Annotated in this window: 17 protein-coding genes; 8 read left to right on the top strand and 9 right to left on the bottom strand. The window is 69.1% G+C overall.

The annotated features are described in order from the left end of the window. Positions 1-146: 146 nt before the first annotated feature. From rpmH to rsmG, 6 genes are all read left to right on the top strand, one after another. Positions 147-284, top strand: a complete 138-nt coding sequence (gene rpmH, locus AB1046_RS16400; RefSeq protein WP_369370363.1) for a 50S ribosomal protein L34 — start codon at positions 147-149, stop codon at positions 282-284. 2 nt (positions 285-286) lie between these two features. Further along, complete coding sequence (rnpA, locus tag AB1046_RS16395; RefSeq protein WP_369370362.1) at positions 287-664, top strand: ribonuclease P protein component; 378 nt, start codon at positions 287-289, stop codon at positions 662-664. After that, on the top strand, positions 661-969 hold the full coding sequence (gene yidD / locus AB1046_RS16390) for a membrane protein insertion efficiency factor YidD (RefSeq protein WP_369370361.1): 309 nt from the start codon (positions 661-663) through the stop codon (positions 967-969). Before rnpA ends, yidD begins: the two co-directional genes overlap by 4 nt. A gap of 80 nt (positions 970-1,049) precedes the next feature. Beyond that, a complete protein-coding gene (gene yidC / locus AB1046_RS16385) occupies positions 1,050-2,264 on the top strand; it encodes a membrane protein insertase YidC (RefSeq protein WP_369370360.1) in 1,215 nt (404 codons plus the stop codon). 12 nt (positions 2,265-2,276) lie between these two features. Then, positions 2,277-2,831 carry a protein jag gene (locus tag AB1046_RS16380; RefSeq protein WP_369370359.1) on the top strand — a complete coding sequence of 185 codons (555 nt, stop codon included), beginning with the start codon at positions 2,277-2,279 and terminating at the stop codon, positions 2,829-2,831. A 97-nt stretch (positions 2,832-2,928) separates the two neighbouring features. Beyond that, on the top strand, positions 2,929-3,618 hold the full coding sequence (rsmG, locus tag AB1046_RS16375) for a 16S rRNA (guanine(527)-N(7))-methyltransferase RsmG (protein ID WP_369370358.1): 690 nt from the start codon (positions 2,929-2,931) through the stop codon (positions 3,616-3,618). 187 nt (positions 3,619-3,805) lie between these two features. Here rsmG and AB1046_RS16370 read toward each other — a convergent pair whose 3' ends face one another. Next, positions 3,806-4,303, bottom strand: coding sequence for a hypothetical protein (locus AB1046_RS16370; RefSeq protein ID WP_369370357.1), 498 nt, complete (start codon positions 4,301-4,303; stop codon positions 3,806-3,808). Positions 4,304-5,214: 911 nt separating this feature from the next. On the opposite strand from AB1046_RS16370, the gene AB1046_RS16365 reads away from it, so the two are divergent. Together AB1046_RS16365 and AB1046_RS16360 are read left to right on the top strand one after the other, a co-directional pair. After that, the gene (locus AB1046_RS16365; protein ID WP_369370356.1) at positions 5,215-6,819 is read left to right on the top strand and encodes a ParA family protein; all 1,605 of its coding nucleotides are present in this window, start codon (positions 5,215-5,217) and stop codon (positions 6,817-6,819) included. A 97-nt stretch (positions 6,820-6,916) separates the two neighbouring features. Then, a complete protein-coding gene (locus tag AB1046_RS16360; protein WP_369370355.1) occupies positions 6,917-8,179 on the top strand; it encodes a ParB/RepB/Spo0J family partition protein in 1,263 nt (420 codons plus the stop codon). A gap of 123 nt (positions 8,180-8,302) precedes the next feature. On the opposite strand, the gene AB1046_RS16355 is transcribed toward AB1046_RS16360, so the two are convergent. The 8 genes from AB1046_RS16355 to AB1046_RS16320 form a co-directional block, all read right to left on the bottom strand. Further along, the gene (locus AB1046_RS16355) at positions 8,303-9,340 is read right to left on the bottom strand and encodes a D-alanine--D-alanine ligase (RefSeq protein WP_369370354.1); all 1,038 of its coding nucleotides are present in this window, start codon (positions 9,338-9,340) and stop codon (positions 8,303-8,305) included. Positions 9,341-9,438: 98 nt separating this feature from the next. Continuing rightward, positions 9,439-10,749: a PLP-dependent aminotransferase family protein gene (locus tag AB1046_RS16350; RefSeq protein ID WP_369370353.1), complete on the bottom strand. Its 1,311-nt coding sequence runs from the start codon at positions 10,747-10,749 to the stop codon at positions 9,439-9,441. Positions 10,750-10,926: 177 nt separating this feature from the next. Beyond that, entirely contained in the window at positions 10,927-11,253 is a 327-nt protein-coding gene (trxA, locus tag AB1046_RS16345) for a thioredoxin (RefSeq protein ID WP_369370352.1), read from the bottom strand. Positions 11,254-11,321: 68 nt separating this feature from the next. Further along, positions 11,322-12,302 (bottom strand): thioredoxin-disulfide reductase, encoded by a 981-nt coding sequence (trxB, locus tag AB1046_RS16340; protein WP_369370351.1) that lies wholly within the window; start codon positions 12,300-12,302, stop codon positions 11,322-11,324. A gap of 244 nt (positions 12,303-12,546) precedes the next feature. Further along, complete coding sequence (locus tag AB1046_RS16335; RefSeq protein ID WP_369370350.1) at positions 12,547-14,397, bottom strand: protein kinase family protein; 1,851 nt, start codon at positions 14,395-14,397, stop codon at positions 12,547-12,549. A 208-nt stretch (positions 14,398-14,605) separates the two neighbouring features. Continuing rightward, a complete protein-coding gene (murJ, locus tag AB1046_RS16330; RefSeq protein WP_369370349.1) occupies positions 14,606-16,333 on the bottom strand; it encodes a murein biosynthesis integral membrane protein MurJ in 1,728 nt (575 codons plus the stop codon). An 84-nt stretch (positions 16,334-16,417) separates the two neighbouring features. Next, positions 16,418-18,670 carry a DUF6049 family protein gene (locus AB1046_RS16325; RefSeq protein WP_369370348.1) on the bottom strand — a complete coding sequence of 751 codons (2,253 nt, stop codon included), beginning with the start codon at positions 18,668-18,670 and terminating at the stop codon, positions 16,418-16,420. Then, complete coding sequence (locus AB1046_RS16320; protein ID WP_369370347.1) at positions 18,667-19,302, bottom strand: NUDIX hydrolase; 636 nt, start codon at positions 19,300-19,302, stop codon at positions 18,667-18,669. The genes AB1046_RS16325 and AB1046_RS16320 overlap by 4 nt, the downstream gene beginning before the upstream one ends. Between the last annotated feature and the right edge of the window lie 111 nt (positions 19,303-19,413).

Here is a 19,413-nt window from a genome sequence, read left to right as displayed (position 1 = left end):
GTTTCGAGCCACGTCGTTTCGACGTCGGCCACGACCAGTGGACCAGGCCCCGGGTCGGCTCGGCCGATCGCTGTATCGAACGGCCAACATTCACTGCATCGTCGAGGACAGACGGTGTGCCTACCCCGACGTTCTTGGAGTACCTCGTGAGCAAGCGGACTTTCCAGCCGAACACCCGCCGTCGTGCGAAGACCCACGGCTTCCGGCTGCGCATGCGCACCCGCGCCGGCCGCGCCATCCTGGGGGCCCGTCGTCGCAAGGGTCGCGCCGAGCTCTCAGCCTGACCATGCTGCCCGCGGCGCACCGTCTGCGCCGTTCCGTCGACTTCGAGCGGACGGTGCGTCGCGGCACGCGTGCAGGTCGATCGACCATGGTGGTTCACCTCCTGGTTCCGGACGAAAATGTCTCGGAGCCGGAATCGGGAACTCCACTGGTCGGTTTTGTCGTTTCCAAAGCTGTGGGTAACTCCGTGCAGCGCAACCTGGTGAAGCGTCGGCTCCGTGCCGCCGCGGCGCGACAGCTCTCTGAGCTGCCGGTCGCCGCCCGCGCCGTCGTGCGTGCCCTTCCGCCCTCGGCCGCCGCTACCTACGCGGATCTTGATCGGGACCTCGATTCGAGCTTGCGCCGTGCAGTCGCCCGCGCGACCGGAGACGGGAAGAGATGACCACGACCTCCGCACCACAGGACGAGGCACCACTGCGCGAGCCCTCGCTGGTCGGGCGGCTCCCGGTGACTCTCCTCGTGGGGATGGTCCGGTTCTACCAGGCGTTCATCAGCCCGATGAGCCCCCCGAGCTGTAAGTACTACCCATCCTGCTCGCAGTACACCCTGATCGCGCTGCGGCGCCATGGTGCAGTGCGTGGGCTGGGTCTCGCGCTGTGGCGGCTGCTGCGGTGCAACCCGTGGAGTCTCGGCGGCGTCGACGACGTGCCGCCCGTGCGCGGCGCGCACACACACGCCGAGGGCTGACCTGCCCCGGCGTCGGCCGCCGACACGATACCCGCACCCACCGCAGACTCTGCGCCACCGACTCTGGAGCTTCTTGACCGATGGACTTCTTCGCTTTCCTCTACCCGATCGAATGGGTCGTGGCCTGGATCATCTACGGGTCACACTGGCTCTTCACGACGCTCGGTATGTCGGCAGGCCCTGGCACGGCGTGGGTCCTGTCGATCGTCGCCCTGGTCATCGTCATCCGCATCGTCCTGATCCCGCTCTTCTTCAAGCAGATCAAGGCCTCGCGCGGGATGCAGATGATCCAGCCCGAGCTGCAGGCCGTGCAGAAGAAGTACAAGGGCAAGACTGACCCGGCCTCCCGCGAGAACATGACTCGCGAGACCATGGAGCTGTACCGGAAGCACGGGACCAACCCCTTCGCGTCCTGTATGCCGATCCTGCTGCAGTCGCCGATCTTCTTTGCACTGTTCCGCGTGCTCAACGGCCTGCAGGCGATCTCTACCGGCGACCAGGACCCCATCGGCCCGATCACCCAGTCCGTCGCCGGCGACATCGAGTCGTCGACCCTGTTCGGCGCCCAGCTGAGCGACGTCTTCCTGCAGACGGACTCGCTGACCTCGCGGATAGTCGTCATCGTGCTGATCGTCGCGATGAGCGTCACGACCTTCACGACGCAGCGCCAGCTGACGATGAAGAACATGCCCCCGTCGGCGCTCGAGGGCCCGATGGCGCAGACGCAGAAGCTGATGCTGTACATGCTGCCGCTCGTCTTTGCGATCTCCGGCGTGAACTTCCCGGTCGGCGTCCTGATCTACTGGACCGTGACGAACCTCTGGTCCATGGGCCAGCAGTACTACACGATCAGGCGGATGCCGACGCCCGGTTCTGTCGCTGAGAAGCAGATGAAGGAGCGGCAGGCCGCGAAGGCCGCGAAGCGCGCGGCCAAGAGTGGCGCGGTCATCGAGGACGAGACCCCCGTGGTCGAGGAGCCGAAGAGCGGCCAGCGCGTGCAGCCGAAGCGGAAGAACCGGCAGAAGGGCCCAGCGGGCACGCCGGCTCCTCGTCCGGCTGTCGCGCAGTCGGCCCCGCAGGATGCGCCCGACGCGACGACGCCGAAGCCGCCGGTCAAGCCCACCGACGCGGCAACAGCGAAGCCCACCGACGCGGCGGCCGCTAAGCAGCCCGCAACCAAGCCCAAGCAGACTGGCTCGACGACGGCGAAGCAGCCGGGCTCGAAGCCGAAGCAGCCCGGGACCGCTCCCGGGGCCGCTTCGACTGCGTCGGCCAAGAGCAAGCAGAAGAAGTAGGAGGAGGACGCGATGAACGTGAGCACAGGTACGACCGCACCCGATCCCGCGGCCGCGGTCGTGGATCCGGAGGACCGGACCAAGCGCCTCGAGGAAGAGGGCGAGATCGCTGCCGACTATCTCGAGGAATTCCTCGACATCGCTGATCTCGACGGCGACATCGATCTCGACATCAAGCACGACCGGGCAGCGGTCGAGGTCGTTGCGGACGACGCCGCCTCGCTTGGTCACCTCATCGGCCGGGAGGGTGAGGTGCTCGACGCGATGCAGGAGCTCACGCGGCTCGCGGTACAGACGCGCACGGGCGAACGAAGCCGGCTGATGCTCGACATCGGCGGCTACCGGGCGGCACGTCGGGTCGACCTCACTCGGATCGCCGAGGAGGCGGTGGCGCAGGTGCAGGCATCGGGCGAGGAGGTCGAGCTCGAGCCGCTGAACGCTTTCGAGCGCAAGGTCGTGCACGATGCGGTCGCAGCAGCCGGCCTGGTCAGCGACTCGCGCGGGGTCGAGCCCGAGCGATATGTAGTGGTCCAGCCGGCAGGGAAGCCGGCCGCAGCTACGGACTGAATCATCAGCCTCGGCCGAGGGCCGGTGTGTGTCCACTGGACGCGCACCGGCCCTCGGTGTGTTTGGCTCTCTTTCGACAGCGAGTGGAGGACGACACGTGGACGGTTCGGACAAGGCGGGTCGCGGGGAGTCGGGTGCTCTCGCGGAGGTGCCCGACGGCGAGACCCTCGGAGCGAGCGACGCGGTCAAGGCGTACCTCGGTGACGCGTACGACGGCGTCGCGCGGTATGCCGAGCTGCTCTTGGACCAGGGTGAGCTGCGCGGGCTGATCGGCCCGCGCGAGGTTCCCCGCATCTGGGAGCGACACATCCTGAATTCCGCGGCGGTGGTGCCCTACCTGCCCGAGTCCGGATCGCTGATCGATATCGGATCCGGCGCCGGCCTGCCGGGCGTGGTGATCGCAGTGATGCGACCGCAGCTCGAGGTGATTCTCGTGGAGCCGATGGAGCGACGCACGACCTGGCTCAATGAGGTCGTGTCCTCTCTTGGACTGACGAACGTGCAGGTGAACCGCGGACGGGCCGAGGAGTACCACGGCGCTTTTGAGGTTGATGTCGTGACATCCCGGGCGGTTGCTGCGCTGTCGAAGCTGGTCCGGATGAGCATGCCGCTCGTGCGGGTTGGCGGCGAGATGGTGATCCTCAAGGGCCGCAACGTGGCACAGGAGGTGGAGCCCGCGCGCAAGCTGCTCCGTAAGTACGGCGTCGGTGACCCGGAGATCCTGGAGGGCTCCACGGTCGAGGGCGCGGAGTCGACGACTATCGTGCGAGTCCGCCGGGGGAAGTAGCTCTTCCTGGGACGATGTTTCACGTGGAACGGCGAGTGTGCTTCAAGTAGAACGGTAGAACGGGAGCGGCCGAGTGACGCGGCCGCTCCCGTTCTTTGTTGCCGATGTTCCCCGGCGCTGTTCCGCGTTGCTGTTCCGTGCTCGCGCTCTGCGGGGGTCCGTGCGGCGTTGCCGGCTCCCTGCTGCGTCAGCAACCGCCGCAGTTGTAGTAGAGGATGTCCCAGTGGTTGCCCTCGTTGGTGTAGAGATTCCCGGCCCCTGAGCGGTACTGGTATCCCCAGCCGGGGATGTAGCCGACGTACGTGAAGTTGCCGGTGATGTAGTTGTCGATGCATGTGGTCCGGCGGATGTCTAGCTTGTAGCCGTTCCAATGACTGTAGGTTCCGCCCGAGTGACCGGTCTCCGTGCCGCCGGTGATCGTGATGGCACAGGTGCTCGCCGAGCGGAGAGTTCGGATCCCGTCGATGGTGACTTGCCGGACCTGCTCGAACGACGTGCAGGTCGCCACGTTCCGGTCGCTGCAGCCGCCACTCGATGTCCACGCGATCCCGGCGGCGTACAGCTGACTCGTCGCCTGGGCATGAGTGAGGAAGGTTGCGGCAGCCGCTGGAGCCGCGAAGGCAAGTACTAGTGCAGCGGTAGCTGCGGTGATCAGCGCGGTGGCTCGAGAGATGTGTCTGGACAAGACGCCTCCTTGGATGGAGTCAGACGTGCCTGGGCACATCGAGGATATTCGCGCGTCCGGAGCATCGGGCATATCAGATGCGCCATACGACGTCGTCGCGGGTGGCGGATCAGGAGGCGCCACCGATGCGCTCAGGAGTCCTGGAGCGCCCCGTCGCGAGGGACTGTTTCACGTGGAACGTACGGAGGCTTTGGTCGACCGGCTCGGCGTTTCACGTGAAACGAACGGCGCCTCACGGACGAGCCCGGCTCGTGTTTCACGTGAAACGACGCTTGGTGCTGCGGGCGGAACCGAAGCAGGGCGAGAGCCGAATCGACGTCGGGCAGGGGCACATTCAGGCCGAACCGGGAGTGCGGCATCGATCGGGGGCCGATGTGCGGATCTGATCCCCTGAAGGTCGGCGTTTCGGCACGTCTGAGCAGGCGCTCGACCTTAGCGTTACAGGGGTGTGCTTCTTCAGACGAAAGTCCAAGCGAGTAGCGGCAGCCGCTCCTCCCGCGGCGGCGGCAGCGCCGACCGCGGCAGCCGAGCCGACCGCTTCGGAGCAGGCCTCGCCGAGGGGCGAGTCGGCGGCTGAGCCCACATCGGCGGCGATGTCGGAGATGACGACGTCGTCCGTGGCGGTGTTGGCGGACCGCGCGCCCGCGCCCGACGATCCAGGGGACGAGGCCGGGCAGGTGCTGCACGTCGAGGTTGAGCCGGCTGGTGACTCCTCGGGATCGGCGCAGGCTGAGTCTGACGAGTCTGACGGGCGTCCTGAGCCCGCGGGCGCGGAGCTGGAGTCGGCGACGGAAGCTGAACCGGCGATCGCGACCGAGATCGCGACCGAGATCGCGACCGAGACCGCGACCGAGACCGCGACGACAGCTGTGAGTGCGAGTCCGGAGCCGGACGTCCCGTCCTCCGTCGACATGGCACCGCCCCAGCGCCTGATCGTCACCTCGGGTCCACGGGATGAGGTCTGGGGCCAGGACGTCGCCGGGCCGGACGGGACGGGCACGGCCGCGCTCGATCAGCTGATCGAGGCCGTGACCATGCCCACCGCCGGTGAGCTCGACGAGGCCTTCTACGCGCACGAGACAGAAGAGGTGGTCGAGGTCGACGTCATCGAGAAGCTTGCGGAGCCCGTGGGGGACACGGTGGATGGAGTCGGCGAACCGGCTCTACCGTCGGCGGCGACCGAGGACCCAGATCTGATGGAGGAGCTGCCGTCGGATCGCCCTGTCCCGGCTGACGCGATCAAGCGAGCGAGTGAGGCGCTGGACGCAGCAGTCAACGCGGCGCCCGCGGTCATCGGATTCGGTCCGGAGTACGACGATGACGAGGCGGTAGTCCTCGTCGATACGGAATTCACAGATTCCGCCGCAGAAAGACCACTGGAGTCCGAGCCAGAAGGTGTGGCCAGCGATTACAGTGTCCGCGTGACGGATCCGATTCCTGTGCAGAGCCTCTCCGCTCCCGGTGTTTCACGTGAAACCTCCGGGTCCGCGCAGATGTCCAATGGCACGCAGCAGCCCACGGACGGCCCGCACGGTGGCGATGACGAGCGTCGATCGGCCCTCATCGCAACCGTCCCGACCGCCGACGAGACGACTCCGGTCGCCGCCGAGCTCGCAATGGACGCTCGACGACGCATCGAACTTCAGGGGCGACGATTCCCTCGCCCAGCAAAGACCCGCATCATCACGGTGGCCAACCAGAAGGGCGGCGTCGGTAAGACGACGACTACGGTGAACGTGGCCGCTGGATTGGCTCAGTCCGGTCTGAACGTACTGGTGATCGACAACGACCCGCAGGGAAACGCGTCCACGGCGCTCGGCATCGAGCACCGGGCAGGCACGCCTTCGGTGTACGAGATCCTGGTCGAGGGGGAGTCGCTGGCCAGCACGGTCCAGCAGTGCCCCGACGTTCCGAACCTGTGGGGAGTGCCGGCGACGATCGACCTCTCGGGTTCCGAGATCGAGCTGGTCTCCCTTGTTTCACGTGAAACACGGCTCCGGAAGGCGATCGACAAGTACCTCGCGGATCGCCTCGCTGCGGGCGAGGAGCGCATCGACTACGTCCTGATCGACTGCCCCCCGAGCCTCGGCCTGCTGACGGTCAACGCCTTTGTTGCGGGCCGCGAGGTGTTCATCCCGATCCAGTGCGAGTACTACGCACTCGAGGGCCTGAGCCAGCTGCTCAAGACCATCGACCTGATCCGCTCGCACCTGAACCCGGAGCTGCGCGTCTCGTCGATCCTGCTGACCATGTACGACGGTCGGACGAACCTGGCCCAGCAGGTCGCCGGCGAGGTCCGCTCGCACTTCCCGGCCGAGACGTTCAAGACCACCATCCCGCGTTCGGTGCGCATCTCCGAGGCCCCGAGCTATGGCCAGACGGTGATGACCTACGACGCGACATCGACGGGTGCGCTGGCGTACCTTCAGGCATCGCGTGAGCTTGCAGAGCGCGGTCAGGGCGGATCGAGCCCGCGGCGCGCGGCGCAGGCCGAGCCGGTCGGGGCGCAGGACTGATGATCCGCGGTGGAGACCAGGGCGAGATGCACGCCGTGATGATGGAAACGAAGCCCGTCCGCGCTCGGCGTCGGACCGGAACCGACGAGGAGACACGATGAGTGCGAAGCGACGCGGGCTCGGGCGGGGCCTTGGCGCCCTGATCCCGACGGGTCCTGAACCGGACGAGCTGAACCCCGGATCCGGTGAGCCCGACGGCGCAGACAGCGCTCTCGGTGGTTCGGTCGCGACCGTGGTCGAGGAACGACCGTCGCCGGCACTCGCCCAGACCGACGAGATCCCGGTGAGCACCGTATCCGTGAACGCGGCCCTGACGGAGCCGGTCCTGGAGAAGAAGGCAGCCAAGAACGCCGGACCGCGGCCGAGCACAGTCCAGTGGGACACGGCAATCGCCAGCGGCAGGCTCTCGGTCGCAAGCGAGGCCGCCGAGGGCGGCGGTGCTTCGGCCCTGAACGACACGTTCTTCAGCAGGGAGCAGGGCGACGCTGTTTCACGTGAAACACCGGACCTGGTGCCGGTGCCTGGGGCGCGGTTCGCGGAGCTGCCCGTCACGTCGATTCGGCCGAACACGTGGCAGCCGCGCTCGGTCTTCGACGAGAGCGACCTCGACGAGCTCGTCGAGTCGATCAAGGAGATCGGCGTGCTCCAGCCGATCGTCGTCCGCCCGGACAAGGAGCACCCGGGCGAGTACGAGCTGATCATGGGCGAGCGGCGCTGGCGGGCCACACAAGCGGCCGGGCTCGAGACCGTTCCGGCGATCGTCCGCGACACCGAAGACAGCGACATGCTGCGGGACGCCCTGCTGGAGAACCTGCACCGCTCGGACCTGAACCCCCTCGAAGAGGCGGCGGCCTATCGTCAGCTGCTGGACGACTTCGGCTGCACCCACGAGGAGCTCGCCAACCGGATCGCGCGCAGCCGCCCGCAGATCTCGAACACACTCCGTCTGCTTCGCCTGCCCCCGCTGGTGCAGCGTCGCGTGGCGGCCGGCGTCCTGTCGGCCGGGCACGCCCGTGCCCTGCTCGGGCTGAGCGACGGCGCCGAGATCGAGCGGCTCGCGCAGCGCATCGTCTCGGAGGGCCTCTCGGTCCGGGCGACCGAAGAGATCGTGATGCTCACGGAGAACGACGGCGGCGGCAGCAAGGCACGTAAGGCGCCGCGGGCCGGTACGCGCAGCGAGGCGGTGGACGAGCTGGCCACGCGACTGTCCGACCGCTTCGAGACCCGGGTCAAGGTGGCGCTCGGCAAGAGCAAGGGCCGGATGACCGTCGAGTTTGCGTCGGTCGAGGATCTCAACCGCATCCTGAACGTGATGGCGCCGGAGGAGCGGGGCCTGTTCAAGCCCGCATCCGAGGCCTGAAGCTGACCAGCACGCAACCAGCACGGCTGGCGCATCGCACGCCAGGAGCACACAAAGGCCCCGGGCCGGCACCCTGCACAGGGGATGCCGGCCCGGGGCCGTTCTGCCTCTGGTCCCAGCCTGCTACCGCGCCTGGACCAGCGCGTGATCGATGATCGCGCGACAGAGCGTCGGCAGATCAAGACCGCTCGCTGCGGCAGCCTGCGGCAGAAGCGACATCTCGGTCATGCCGGGCGCGACGTTCACCTCGAGCACATACGCCGTGCCCGAGGCGTCGAGGATCAGGTCCGTGCGCGACAGGTGGCGCAGGCGCAGCGTCCGGTGTGCGCGCACGGCGACGTCGGACACCAGGGCTGCGTGCTCGGCGCTCAGGCGAGCCGGTGCAAAGAACTCCGTCTCTCCGGCGACGTAGCGGGCCGCGTAGTCGTAACCGCCGTTGGCGACTATCTCGACGGCGGGGAGTGCTGCCGGCCCATCGGGACCGTCGATCACGCTGACCGCAAGCTCGACCCCGTCGATCGCCTGCTCGATGAGCGCGGTCTCGCCGTACGCGAAGCACTCCACCATCGCGCGGGGCAGGTCTTCTGCGCGGGTCACCACGGTGACGCCGAGGGCGGACCCGCCCTCGGTCGGCTTCACCACGAGGGGGAGCCCGAGGCGCCGCACTATCGTGTCGAGCACCGGCTGCGCGCCCAGGTCCCGGAAGAGGCTCTGGGGGAGCGTCACGTAGTCGGGGGTCGCGAGACCGGCGTCGAGCATTGTCGCCTTTGCGATCGGCTTGTTCCATACGCCGCGGCTCGCGCGCGGGCCAGTGCCGACGTAGGGCAGGCCGACCATGTCGAGCACGTCGCAGACCGAGCCGTCCTCGCCCGAGGCACCGTGCAGCAGCGGCCATACGACGTCGGGCCGCGTCTCCCGGAGGAATGTCAGGAGGTCCGCGTCGACGTCGTGCACGATCACGTCGAGGCCCGTGGAACGCAGCGCCTCGGCGACACGGCGACCGGACCGCAGGGAGACGTCCCGCTCGTGCGACAGTCCACCGGCGAGGACGACCACCAGGGGAGACCGGTCTGCGGCGTCGGGCCTGGAAGGGACTGAGGGCGCGCCGACGGGCGCAGCAGAGGAGGCTGCTGCGGGCTGGGCGCGTGCGGAACTGGTCATCGAGGGACTCACTCGGTCGGGATGAACGGATCGGCTGCCATCGTGTCAGACCCCCGGGTCACGTGCGTGACCTGCGGTCAGACCCGGATCGTGGAGCGTCACGCCAGGTTAGGACCGGGGCTTTCGACGTCATCTCTGGCCGGGTCGAGCTGCGCGGAGGTGCCAAAGATCCGCGCCAGCTCGGACTCGCCGTTCACGACGCCGGCCAGCTGGCGCACACCCTCGCGGATGCGCTCGGGTGTGGGGAAGCAGAACGACAGTCGCATGTGGTCGGCGCCGCTGCCGTCGTAGTAGAAGGCCGTGCCTGGGACGTAGGCCACCCGCGCGGTGACCGCGCGGGGCAGCATCGCCCGGGAGTCGAGACCGTCGGGCAACCGAACCCACACGAAGAACCCGCCGCGCGGCACGTTCCACGACGCATCGGGCAGGTGCTCGCCGAGGGCACCGACCAGGGCGTCGCGCCGCTCGCGGTACAGCTCGCGGTAGGCCTTGATCTGGGCCTTCCAGTCGCAGGTCTCGAGGTACGTAGCCACGGCGAGCTGCGAGGCGTTCGACGGCGACAAGACCGCCGACTCGCTCGCGAGCACCAGCTTGTCGCGCACCGCGTGCGGCGCGATCACAAAGCCGACTCGGTAGCCCGGGGCGAACGTCTTGGAGAACGACCCGAGATAGAGCACACCGTCCGTGTCGTACGAGCGCAGGGCGGGCAGCGGCTCGTCGTCGAAACCGAGCAGGCCGTACGGGTTGTCCTCGACGACGAGGACGCCATGCCGGCGGCAGATCTCCAGGATCTGCGGGCGACGCTCGGCGGACAGCGAGACGCCCGCGGGGTTCTGGAACGTCGGGACGGTGTAGAGAAACTTCACGCGGCGGCCGTCGACCGCCAGGCGGGTGAGCGTCGCGTCCAGCTCGGCCGGGATCAACCCGTCGGCGTCGAGCGGCACCTGGACGACGTCGGCCTGGTACGCACGGAACACACCCAGTGCCCCGACGTACGACGGCGCCTCGGCAAGCACCACGTCACCCGGATCGACGAAGATGCGGGTCACAAGGTCGAGCGCGGACTGCGAGCCAGTGGTGACGACCACGTCGTCGGGGTGGGCGGACACACCCTCGAGGGCGACGACCTGCGTGATGTGCTCTCGCAGGACCTCCTCGCCCTGGCCGGAGCCGTACTGCAGCGCCGTGGTGCCCTTGGTCGCGATGAGCCGTTGCATCGCCTCGGCGATGACGTCGAGCGGCAGCCCTTCGAGGTACGGCATGCCACCCGCGAGCGAAACGACCTCAGGGCGGTTCGCCACCGCGAAGAGCGCCCGGATCTCCGAGGCGCGCATGCCGTGCGCACGCTCCGCGTACGCACCGAACCACGGGTCGAGGCGGTTACCGGCGGTCTCGGGAAGCGAGTTCACGCGGGCCAGTCTCGCACGGAGGTGGTGTGCGGCCCAGTGACCCCTCGTGGCGAAACGGTGAGGCTACGGGGGCGACGAGGCTACAGGTCGGACGACAAAGAGCGCGTGCCGCGCCCCATACCGACCTGGGTCGGCTGGGTGGGTCGCGGCACGCGCTCCGTGGTGTGGCAGCGGGGGTCAGACCGCGAGGACCTCGTCGATCTCCTCGGTCAGCGCACGCTTCGGGCGAGCGCCGATAATCGACTTCACGACCTCGCCGCCCTTGTAGACGTTGAGCGTCGGGATCGACACGATGCCGTAGTCCATGGCGGTCTGCTGGTTCTCGTCGGTGTCGATCTTGACGATCTTGATCTTGCCCTCGTACTCGTCCGAGAGCTCCTCGAGGATCGGCGCGACCATGCGACACGGGCCGCACCAGGTGGCCCAGAAGTCGACAAAGACAGGAATGTCGGAGTCGAGGACCTCGGCCTTGAAAGTCTCGTCAGTGACCTTGATGGTGCTCATCCAGCATCTCCTTGTTCGTGGCCGCTGGGGGCCGAGTGGGGCGGGGCCGGTGGGAGCCGGCCCGGAGATCAGTCGTTCAGCGAGTCGAGGAAGGCCTGGGCGTCGAGTGCTGCGGAGCAGCCCGAGCCAGCCGCCGTGATCGCCTGGCGGTACGTGTGGTCCACGGCGTCGCCGCACGCGAAGACCCCGGGAAGGTTGGTTCGGGTGCTGCGGCCCTCGACGACGATGTAGCCGTTCTCGTCCAGGTCGACCTGGCCCTTGACGAGGTCCGTGCGCGGTTCGTGACCGATCGCGACAAAAACGCCGGTCGCGTCCAGATCGCGGACCTCGCCGGTGACCGTGTCGCGCAGGCTGATGCCGGAGACCTTGTTCTCGCCACTGATCCCGGCGATCTCGCTGTTCCACGCGAACTCGATCTTCGGGTCCGCGATGGCACGCTCGGCCATGATCTTCGAGGCGCGCAGGCCGTCGCGGCGGTGCACGACGGTGACCTTGGACGCGAACCGGGTAAGGAACGTCGCCTCCTCCATCGCGGAGTCACCGCCACCCACCACAGCGATGTCCTGGTCGCGGAAGAAGAAGCCGTCGCAGGTGGCGCACCACGAGACGCCGCGTCCGGAGAGGCGCTTCTCGTCGGAGAGCCCCAGCTCGCGGTACGCGGAGCCGGTCGCGAGGATCACGGAGCGCGCCCGGTAGGTGTCGCCACCACCGGTCACGATCGTCTTGATTGCGCCGGTGAGCTCAACCTGCTCGGCGTCGTCCCAGATGACCTTGGCACCGAACTTCTCGGCCTGCTCACGCATGGCGTCCATCAGATCGGGGCCCTGGATCCCGGCGGGGAAGCCGGGGAAGTTCTCGACCTCGGTGGTGTTCATCAGGGCGCCGCCGGCGGTGACCGAGCCTGCGATGACCAGGGGCGCCAAGCCGGCACGCGCCGCGTAGACGGCGGCCGTGTATCCCGCGGGGCCGGACCCCACGATGACGACGTCGAGGACGGGTGCGTCGGTGGTCCCGGTCTCGTTAGCCGGAGCGGTGGTCTGTTCGGTCAAGGTGTTCTCCTCGAGTTCCGTGGGCACACGCCATAACACGCGGGCCGGTCCTAGTGTTCCAGGCCAGGTCACCTGTGGCGCGGTCGTGAGCGTGAAACTCGCCACACCCCATCGACATTCTTCGATGGACCGTCGGGCTCAGGTAGCTGGGACACGAAGAACGCCGGGGAAACGAACCATCTTTCATGATGTGGTTCGTTCCCACCGGCGTTCTGGATTGCTCCTGATGGCTGACGACGTTCGGTCAGCTCAGCACTACCTCGTAAAGCTCCAGCCTGAAGCCGTCCGAGACCTGCGGCAGCTCGGTGACCCAGATGGTGAACGAGTCGCTCACGACGGGCTCGGTCAGCTCGAAGGTCGTGGTGTTCTCGAAGGCGCCCTCGGCGAGCACCTCGCCGCCCTCGCCGCCCTGGAGGATCTGCACCCGGCCCCCCGGGGTGTTGGTCAGCAGCTCCACCCGGGTGACGGACGCCGGCTCCCGGAGCCTCAGCTCGATCCCCAGCGCATCCTTGAACCCGCCGAACGCCGCCCGCTGGTAGGTGGTCGTGTAATAGAAGGTGACCGGGTCCGTGTCGTAGGCGCGCTCGACGCTCTCCGGGTGGTCGATGGTCTCACCCTGGAACTCGAGCGTGCCGAGCAGCGAGGCCGAGTCGATCACCGGGCGCGCCTCCGTCTCCGTCGGAGCGGTCGGCTCTGTGCTGCCCTCGCCCTCACCGCCAGCCGACGTAGACACGGAGGGGCTGGGCGAGGCGTCGGCGATCAGCGCGGGGGGTGGCGAGAGCACCGCGTTGATCGCCCAGATCAGGCCGGCCACGACGGCGACGCCGACCAGCCCGAGCACGATCGGCGTGGGGTTCACGCCGCCGCGCTTGGGTGCCGGCTGCGTGGCGAACCCGCCGTCCTGGTCGTAGTAGCCGCCGTTGGGGTCGATACCCGGGGCGTACTGCGGCGGGTACTGCTGCGGCGCACCCTGCTGTGCGTACCCCACCTGGTTGTAACCGGGCCCGGCCTGAGCCGCGGGCTGGCCGAACTGGTCGTAGCCCGGCGCGGCCGCCTCCGGGGGAGGAGGCGGCACAGGAGCGTGCGAGCCGTAGGCCTGGGGTTCGTACGTGTACTCGTTCTGCGGCTCGGGATACCCGGCGGGCACGTTGCCCGCCCCCGCCGCGATGGTCTCGTCGGTGCGTGCGATCCGACCGGAGACGGGGCGGCGCACGGGCGGCGTTCCCTCGCCGCCGAAGGCGTCGGCGATGGACTGCCGTCGCGGCCCCTCCGGCTCGGGCTGCACAAATCCAGGCAGCGATGCCACTACGGAAACCTCTCCCCACGGCTGAAGAGCCGTGGTCACGTCGTCGGGGTTCATCGGACCGTCGGTGCCGCCGGACGCGTCAAACGTCCGGGCCACCAGAGCATCGATGTTTTTGTCCACGTGGGGGACCAGCGTGGACAGCGGCGCTACAGCGCCGGAATCGTCGAGCTGCGCGGGCAGCGGTATCAGGGTGTCCTTCGCGATCCAGGCGGCTTCGAGGTCCTGGCCGGGCCAGCGCGCCGTCATCGCGTAGTAGAGGAGGGCGACCAGACCCTGGGCGTCGAGCTGCGCGGGCTTGCCGTTCAGCGTATCGCCCGAGGCGAGGCCGCCGTCGAGACCGAGGCCCGTGATCCGCACCCGGTGTCCGTCGATCCGCACGGCCTCGGGACGCAGCGCGGTGTGGTGCACACCGCGGGTATGCGCAGTACCGAGGGCAGCGGCCGTCTCGCCGACGATCGCACGGGCCTGCTGCTCGTCGACCAGGCCGCTCGAGACGATCTCGGTCAGCGTCATACCGGTATGGGGTTCGGTGACGACGTACTTGTGGCCGTCGGAGTCAGAACCGGCGTCGAGCACACGGACCAGGCGGGGGTCCGTGACGAGCGCCGCGCGCCGTGCGGAGTCGAGCGCGTCGCCGGCATAAGGCCCGGTCACGAGCGTCAACCGGACCTCCCGGTCCAGGATGAGGTCTTGCGCCTCCCAGGCGGTCGCGGCGGCGAGGTCTGTGGACGCCTGCTGGCGCAGTCGGTATCTCTCGACCAGAACGCTGCCTGGCTCGACGGTGCTCACACGGACCTCCTCGCTCGGTCGGGGGACAGTAGCAGGTACGCAACCCAAGGGGATCACGCGCCGTCGCCATGCTACGCGGAACGGCTGACAGCCCGCCGAAATGTCGCCCCGACGCGACGAAAGCGCAGATCAGCGATCTGCGCTTTCGACGAACTCGGTACGGAGAGCTTCGGTGCGACGAGCTTGCGCGGTACGACGACGGAGCGGCTCAGCGCTTGAGGCGAGCCAGCACCGGGCCAAGCAGCCGGCCCAGCTCCTCGACGCGCAGCAGGCGCAGCAGCAGCACGTAGACCGCGAGCATGGCCAGGCCGCACATGGCGGACACCCACAGGCCGCTGAGCATCGTGAGCACCCAGCCGCTGCCGAAGGAGAGTGCTTCGAACCCGCCGACGAGCCGGTAGAGGCCCCAGCCGACGAGACCGGAGACGACGGCGGCCAGGAGCAGCTTGGCGTGGAGGAGGAGCACACGGGCGCCGTCGAGCCGCCCGTCGAGCTTCCGCTTGAGGCCGCGGGTGCGCAGGAGCACCGTGATCCAGTTCGACAGGGCGTAGGAGCCACCGGCAGCCACTACCCACAGCTCGATCGGCAGCCAGAGCTGCGCGGCGATCAGGCCGGCCACGAGGGCGACCGTGGACGGCACGGTGATCCAGAAGACGGAGCGACCGTCCTCGTAGGCGAAGTAGACCCACTTCATGAGGACCATCGCGCCGAGCGGCACCAGCCCGAGCGAGAGCGCGACCAGGACTTGCGCGATGAGTGCGGTGCCCTCCTCGCCGGCTGTCGGGACGATGAACGCCGTGGCCGGCGCGGCCAGCACGACGAGCGCGGCCGTCGCGAACACCGTGAAGACCCCGACTGTGCGCAGGCCCAGGGAGAGGTCGCTCCGGACCTGGTCGGTGTCGCCCTCTTGGGCGGCCTTGCTGATCCCCGTGAACAGCGCGGTGGCGATCGAGACCGTGACCAGCGAGTGCGGCAGCAGGTAGATCAGGAGCGCCTGCGTGTAGGAGGTGGGGCCCGCGACCGCCACCAGGTCCGTGCTCGCGGCACCGGCCTCCGACGAGACCCGGGTCAGATACAGGATTCCGGCCTGCTCCAGGACTACCGCGGCGAGCGACCACAGGGCCACCGACCCCGCGGAACGCAGCCCGATGCCGCGCAGCCCCAGGCGGAAGTGCCAGCGGAAGCCCGAGCGCAGCAGTGGGACGAGCAGCACCAGGGCCTGCGCGACGATCCCGAGGGTGGCCGTGCCCGCCAGCAGGATGGTGCGCGGGGTGTCCCACTGCGACAGGTCGTTGATGCCGAGCACGGGCGAGGTGCCGAACACCAGGAGGAAGATGCCGAACCCGATGACGGAGACCACGTTGTTGGCCACCGGCGCCCACATGAACGGCCCGAACTGCTCGCGGGCGTTCAGCACCTGTCCCAGGAGCGTGTACAGGCCGTAGAAGAACAGCTGGGGGATGCACCAGTAGGCGAAGATGGTGCCCAGGGCAAGCTGCTCGGCGGTCCAGCCGTCCGTGTACAGCATGACCACCCACGCGGACAGGCCCGTGAGGATCGCGGTGATGGCGAGGATGGCCACAGCCGAGAGAGTGAGCAGCTTGTCGATCCGCTCCTGCGTGTTGTGCGCGCGGAACGCCTTGACGATCTGCGGCACCAGGACGGCGTTCAGCATGCCGCCCGCGAGGATCGCGAACATCACGTTGGGCAGCTTGTTGGCGACGTCGAACGCGATGGAGACGCTGCCCACCGAGCTGATCGCGGCCACGAGCATCGTGTTGCGCACCAGGCCGCCCAGGCGGGAGGCGGCGGTGCCGGCCGCCATCACTATCGAGCTGCGGCCCAGGCTGCTGGTCGACGACGGTGCGGCGGGCGCACTCGTGCCGCTCGCGCCCTGAGGGCTGGGGTCCGACGCTGGGTCGGTCGGTGCGGTCACGGCGTTCTCCTGGGTCAAGCGACTACTCCCGTGCTCTGGGCCTCGCCCGGCGCTGATCGTCCGACGTGTGCGGCGGCCGAAACACTACTCTGCCCGGACGGTCACGGAATCCGTGGCGGCCATCGGTGCGGGCTCCGGCGGCTCGGCCGACGTGCCGACCGCCTCTTCGACATCCTTGCTGGTGGCGCGGTACGGGGAACGCCCGCGGCGCACCGTGCGCCAGATCCCGGCGAGGAACAGCAGCGCGACGAGGCCGGCGGCGATCCAGGTTCCGACCTCCTCCCAGCCCGCGCGGACGCGGACCTGGAACGACGAGTCGTCGGTGAACTTCGCGCCCGTCGGCGTGAGGAGCTGCGCGGCAACCTCGACGTCGCCGGAGCCGATCGCGCGGACCGGGACCTGTACATCGATCTCCTGGCCGGCCGGGATGGTCTCCGTGCGCCGGGCGTCGACGGTGAGCCGAGGATGGTCAGGGCGCAGGACGACGGTGACTGTCGCGTCCACCGGAAGCTCGTTGCGCACCCGCACCGGGATGTTGCCGACGTCGGTGATGAAGTTGATGTCCTGCCGGGGAACGACCGACACGGACTCCTTCGTGAGTGCGGTCACGGCGTCCAGGGTCCGCTGCACCAGCACCTCCCGGAGGCCGGGATCCGCGCGGTGCGCGACGGACAGCGGGCCGGCCAGGCGAATGACACCCGGACGCGAGATAGGCGCGGGGTTGTCGCCGGCGACCGCCGAGAACGTGATCACCGCGTCGCGCGCGCGTTCCAGTGCGGCAACGCTGGCGGTGTTGAGCTCCCCCCTGATCACCTGCCGGTCGGGGAGGGGAGTGCGGGCCACGTCTGGCGCGTCCTGCCCGAGCAGCGTGTCCAGCGTCGTGGTGGTGACCCAGTCCGAGTCGTCGAGTGCGTTGAGGATGGCGGCCGCGGCCTCGGCGTCGGGCGTCCAGGTCCGTGGCGCGACGATCGCCATGGCGGGCGGGTCGGCCGGCGACTGGCTCGCGATGGCGGCCGTCTCCGCCAGGAGGCGCTGGGTGCCCTCGGCGGTAGTGGTGGCCGTACCGAGGTCTGTCGCACCGGCTGTGGTCTCCGTGGCGGACGCGACCTCGGCGCCGAACAGGTCGGTCGCGGAGAGGAACGCCTGCGTGAGGGTCGGGTCGGTCACCACCGCGTGTGCAGTGCCCGCAGGGGTGCTGACCTCCGCCCGCCCCGTCGCCGGGCCGCCGTTCACGGGTTCCAGCCCGCCGTTGACGATGACGTCCGGTCGTTCGGCGGTGACGGCGAGGCCGAGGGTCTCGACGTCGGGCATGCCGCCGTCTGCGGGCCAGGCCAGGGTCGACCGCCACGACTCGGGCATCGTCCAGGTGCCCAGGCGTGGCGTGTTGAGGAAGGAACCACCACCCGTGGTGCGGATGTTCGCGTGCGCTAGCGCCGCGAGATCGGGATCGTGGTTGGGGAGCGCGTAGGTGGCGGTGTTCTCCGCGGCGGCCAGCAGACGGTCGTACCAGTCCGTGAGCGCCTCGTCGCTCGACTCCGCGGCAACGGCCGGCACTGCGGGATCGACGGCGAGCGAGAGGTCGCTGTTCTCCGCCACCTCGACCACGCCGTCGAGCCGCTGACCCGACGCGGCCAGCTGGGCCAGCTCGATCTCGACCATGTCCTCGTCGGCCAGGTCGCTGGCCGTGCCCGTCACTCCGGCCAGGACGCTGAGCTCCATGGGCTGGCGCTCGGTGCCGTCGGCGTCGTACAGCAGGAACGAGTGCGCGACGCCGATGCGGCCCGTCGCGTCGTCGACGGTGATCGCAAACCGGCGCGGGCCGAAGCCCCGCAGATAGGCCACCGCCGGGTCGTAGGTGAACGAGACCTCCGTGGACGCTCCCGGTGCCAGGTTCGGTACCGACTCCACCGTGGGCTGGTTGAAGGTCCGGTCGAGCAGGTCGGCTTCGGCCCACTCGGCGATGTCCGAGCGTGAGGTGAGCGCGAGGAAGTCGACGGACAGCGCGGCCTCCGCGCCGGAGATCGCGGCATCGGTCGTGTTGGTGATGCTCGCCCTGATGGTCACCTCATCGCCCGGCTCTGCTACCGGGTGCGAGATGCTGGTGACCGAGACGCTCAGCGGGCCTTCGGCCGCGGCTACAGCGGTAGCAGGCTCGGTGGCGGCAGCCTCGGCGGCGCTCACGGGGGACCGCACCGCCGTCGGACCGGATGCGGAGGCCGGGACCATGGCCGACCCGACCAGCACCACTGCCGCAAGCAGCACGGCGCCTGTCTTGCCGGTGCGGTGGGTCGCCCGGCGGCGGGCGGGACTGTGGGGGAAGTCGGGGTGCTGCGTCATGGCAGGTCTGGGCGCTCCGTGGGGAAGGCGTCGGCACGCAGCGCGTCCCGGAGCTTGCTCGAGGACTCGAGGAGATCCAGGGCGGACGCGGCCAGTCGCTGCTCGTTCGGGTACGACAGGCGCTCGGAGAGCTCGTCCACCCTGACCCAGAGAGCGTCCTCGGCTTCGCCGTCCGGATCGTCCTCCACGGTCAGGTGACCGCCTTCCGCGCGCAAGAGGTAATGGTGCACCACCTTGTGGACTCGCCGGTCCTCACCGGTGAACCAGTAGTCGATCACGCCCAGCTCGGCCTGGATAGAGCCGCGGATGCCGGTCTCCTCGCGGATCTCGCGGATCGCCGCTTCCTGCGGCGTCTCGCGGCCCTCGAGGTGGCCCTTCGGCAGGCACCACTCCAGGCGGCCCGTGCGGTTGCGCCGCAGCAGCACGGCAGCGGAGAAGTCCTCGGGGTGCTCGGGCTCGGCCCGCAGCACCAGACCGCCGGCCGACGTCTCGTCGACGATGGGCAGATGCGCCGTGGTGCTCGCCGCTGCGGCGCGACGGGCAGGGTTCACCCGCAAGGGAGCCCCGCCGGGCGGCGGAGGCACCTCCGGACGACCGTCTGAACGGTCGCTCGCCGGAAAAGGGGTGGACATGCCCCAACACTACCGACTGAGTGCCCTTGGTCCGGTCAGGTGGGGGGCGCGCGGGCGGTTCCGGACACCGGATCGCGGGACCTGACCGGGCGCGCGACGTTGCGGTGAGTG

The organism is Promicromonospora sp. Populi (assembly GCF_041081105.1).
Taxonomy (GTDB): domain Bacteria; phylum Actinomycetota; class Actinomycetes; order Actinomycetales; family Cellulomonadaceae; genus Promicromonospora.
This window is presented reverse-complemented; position numbering and strand designations above follow the sequence as displayed.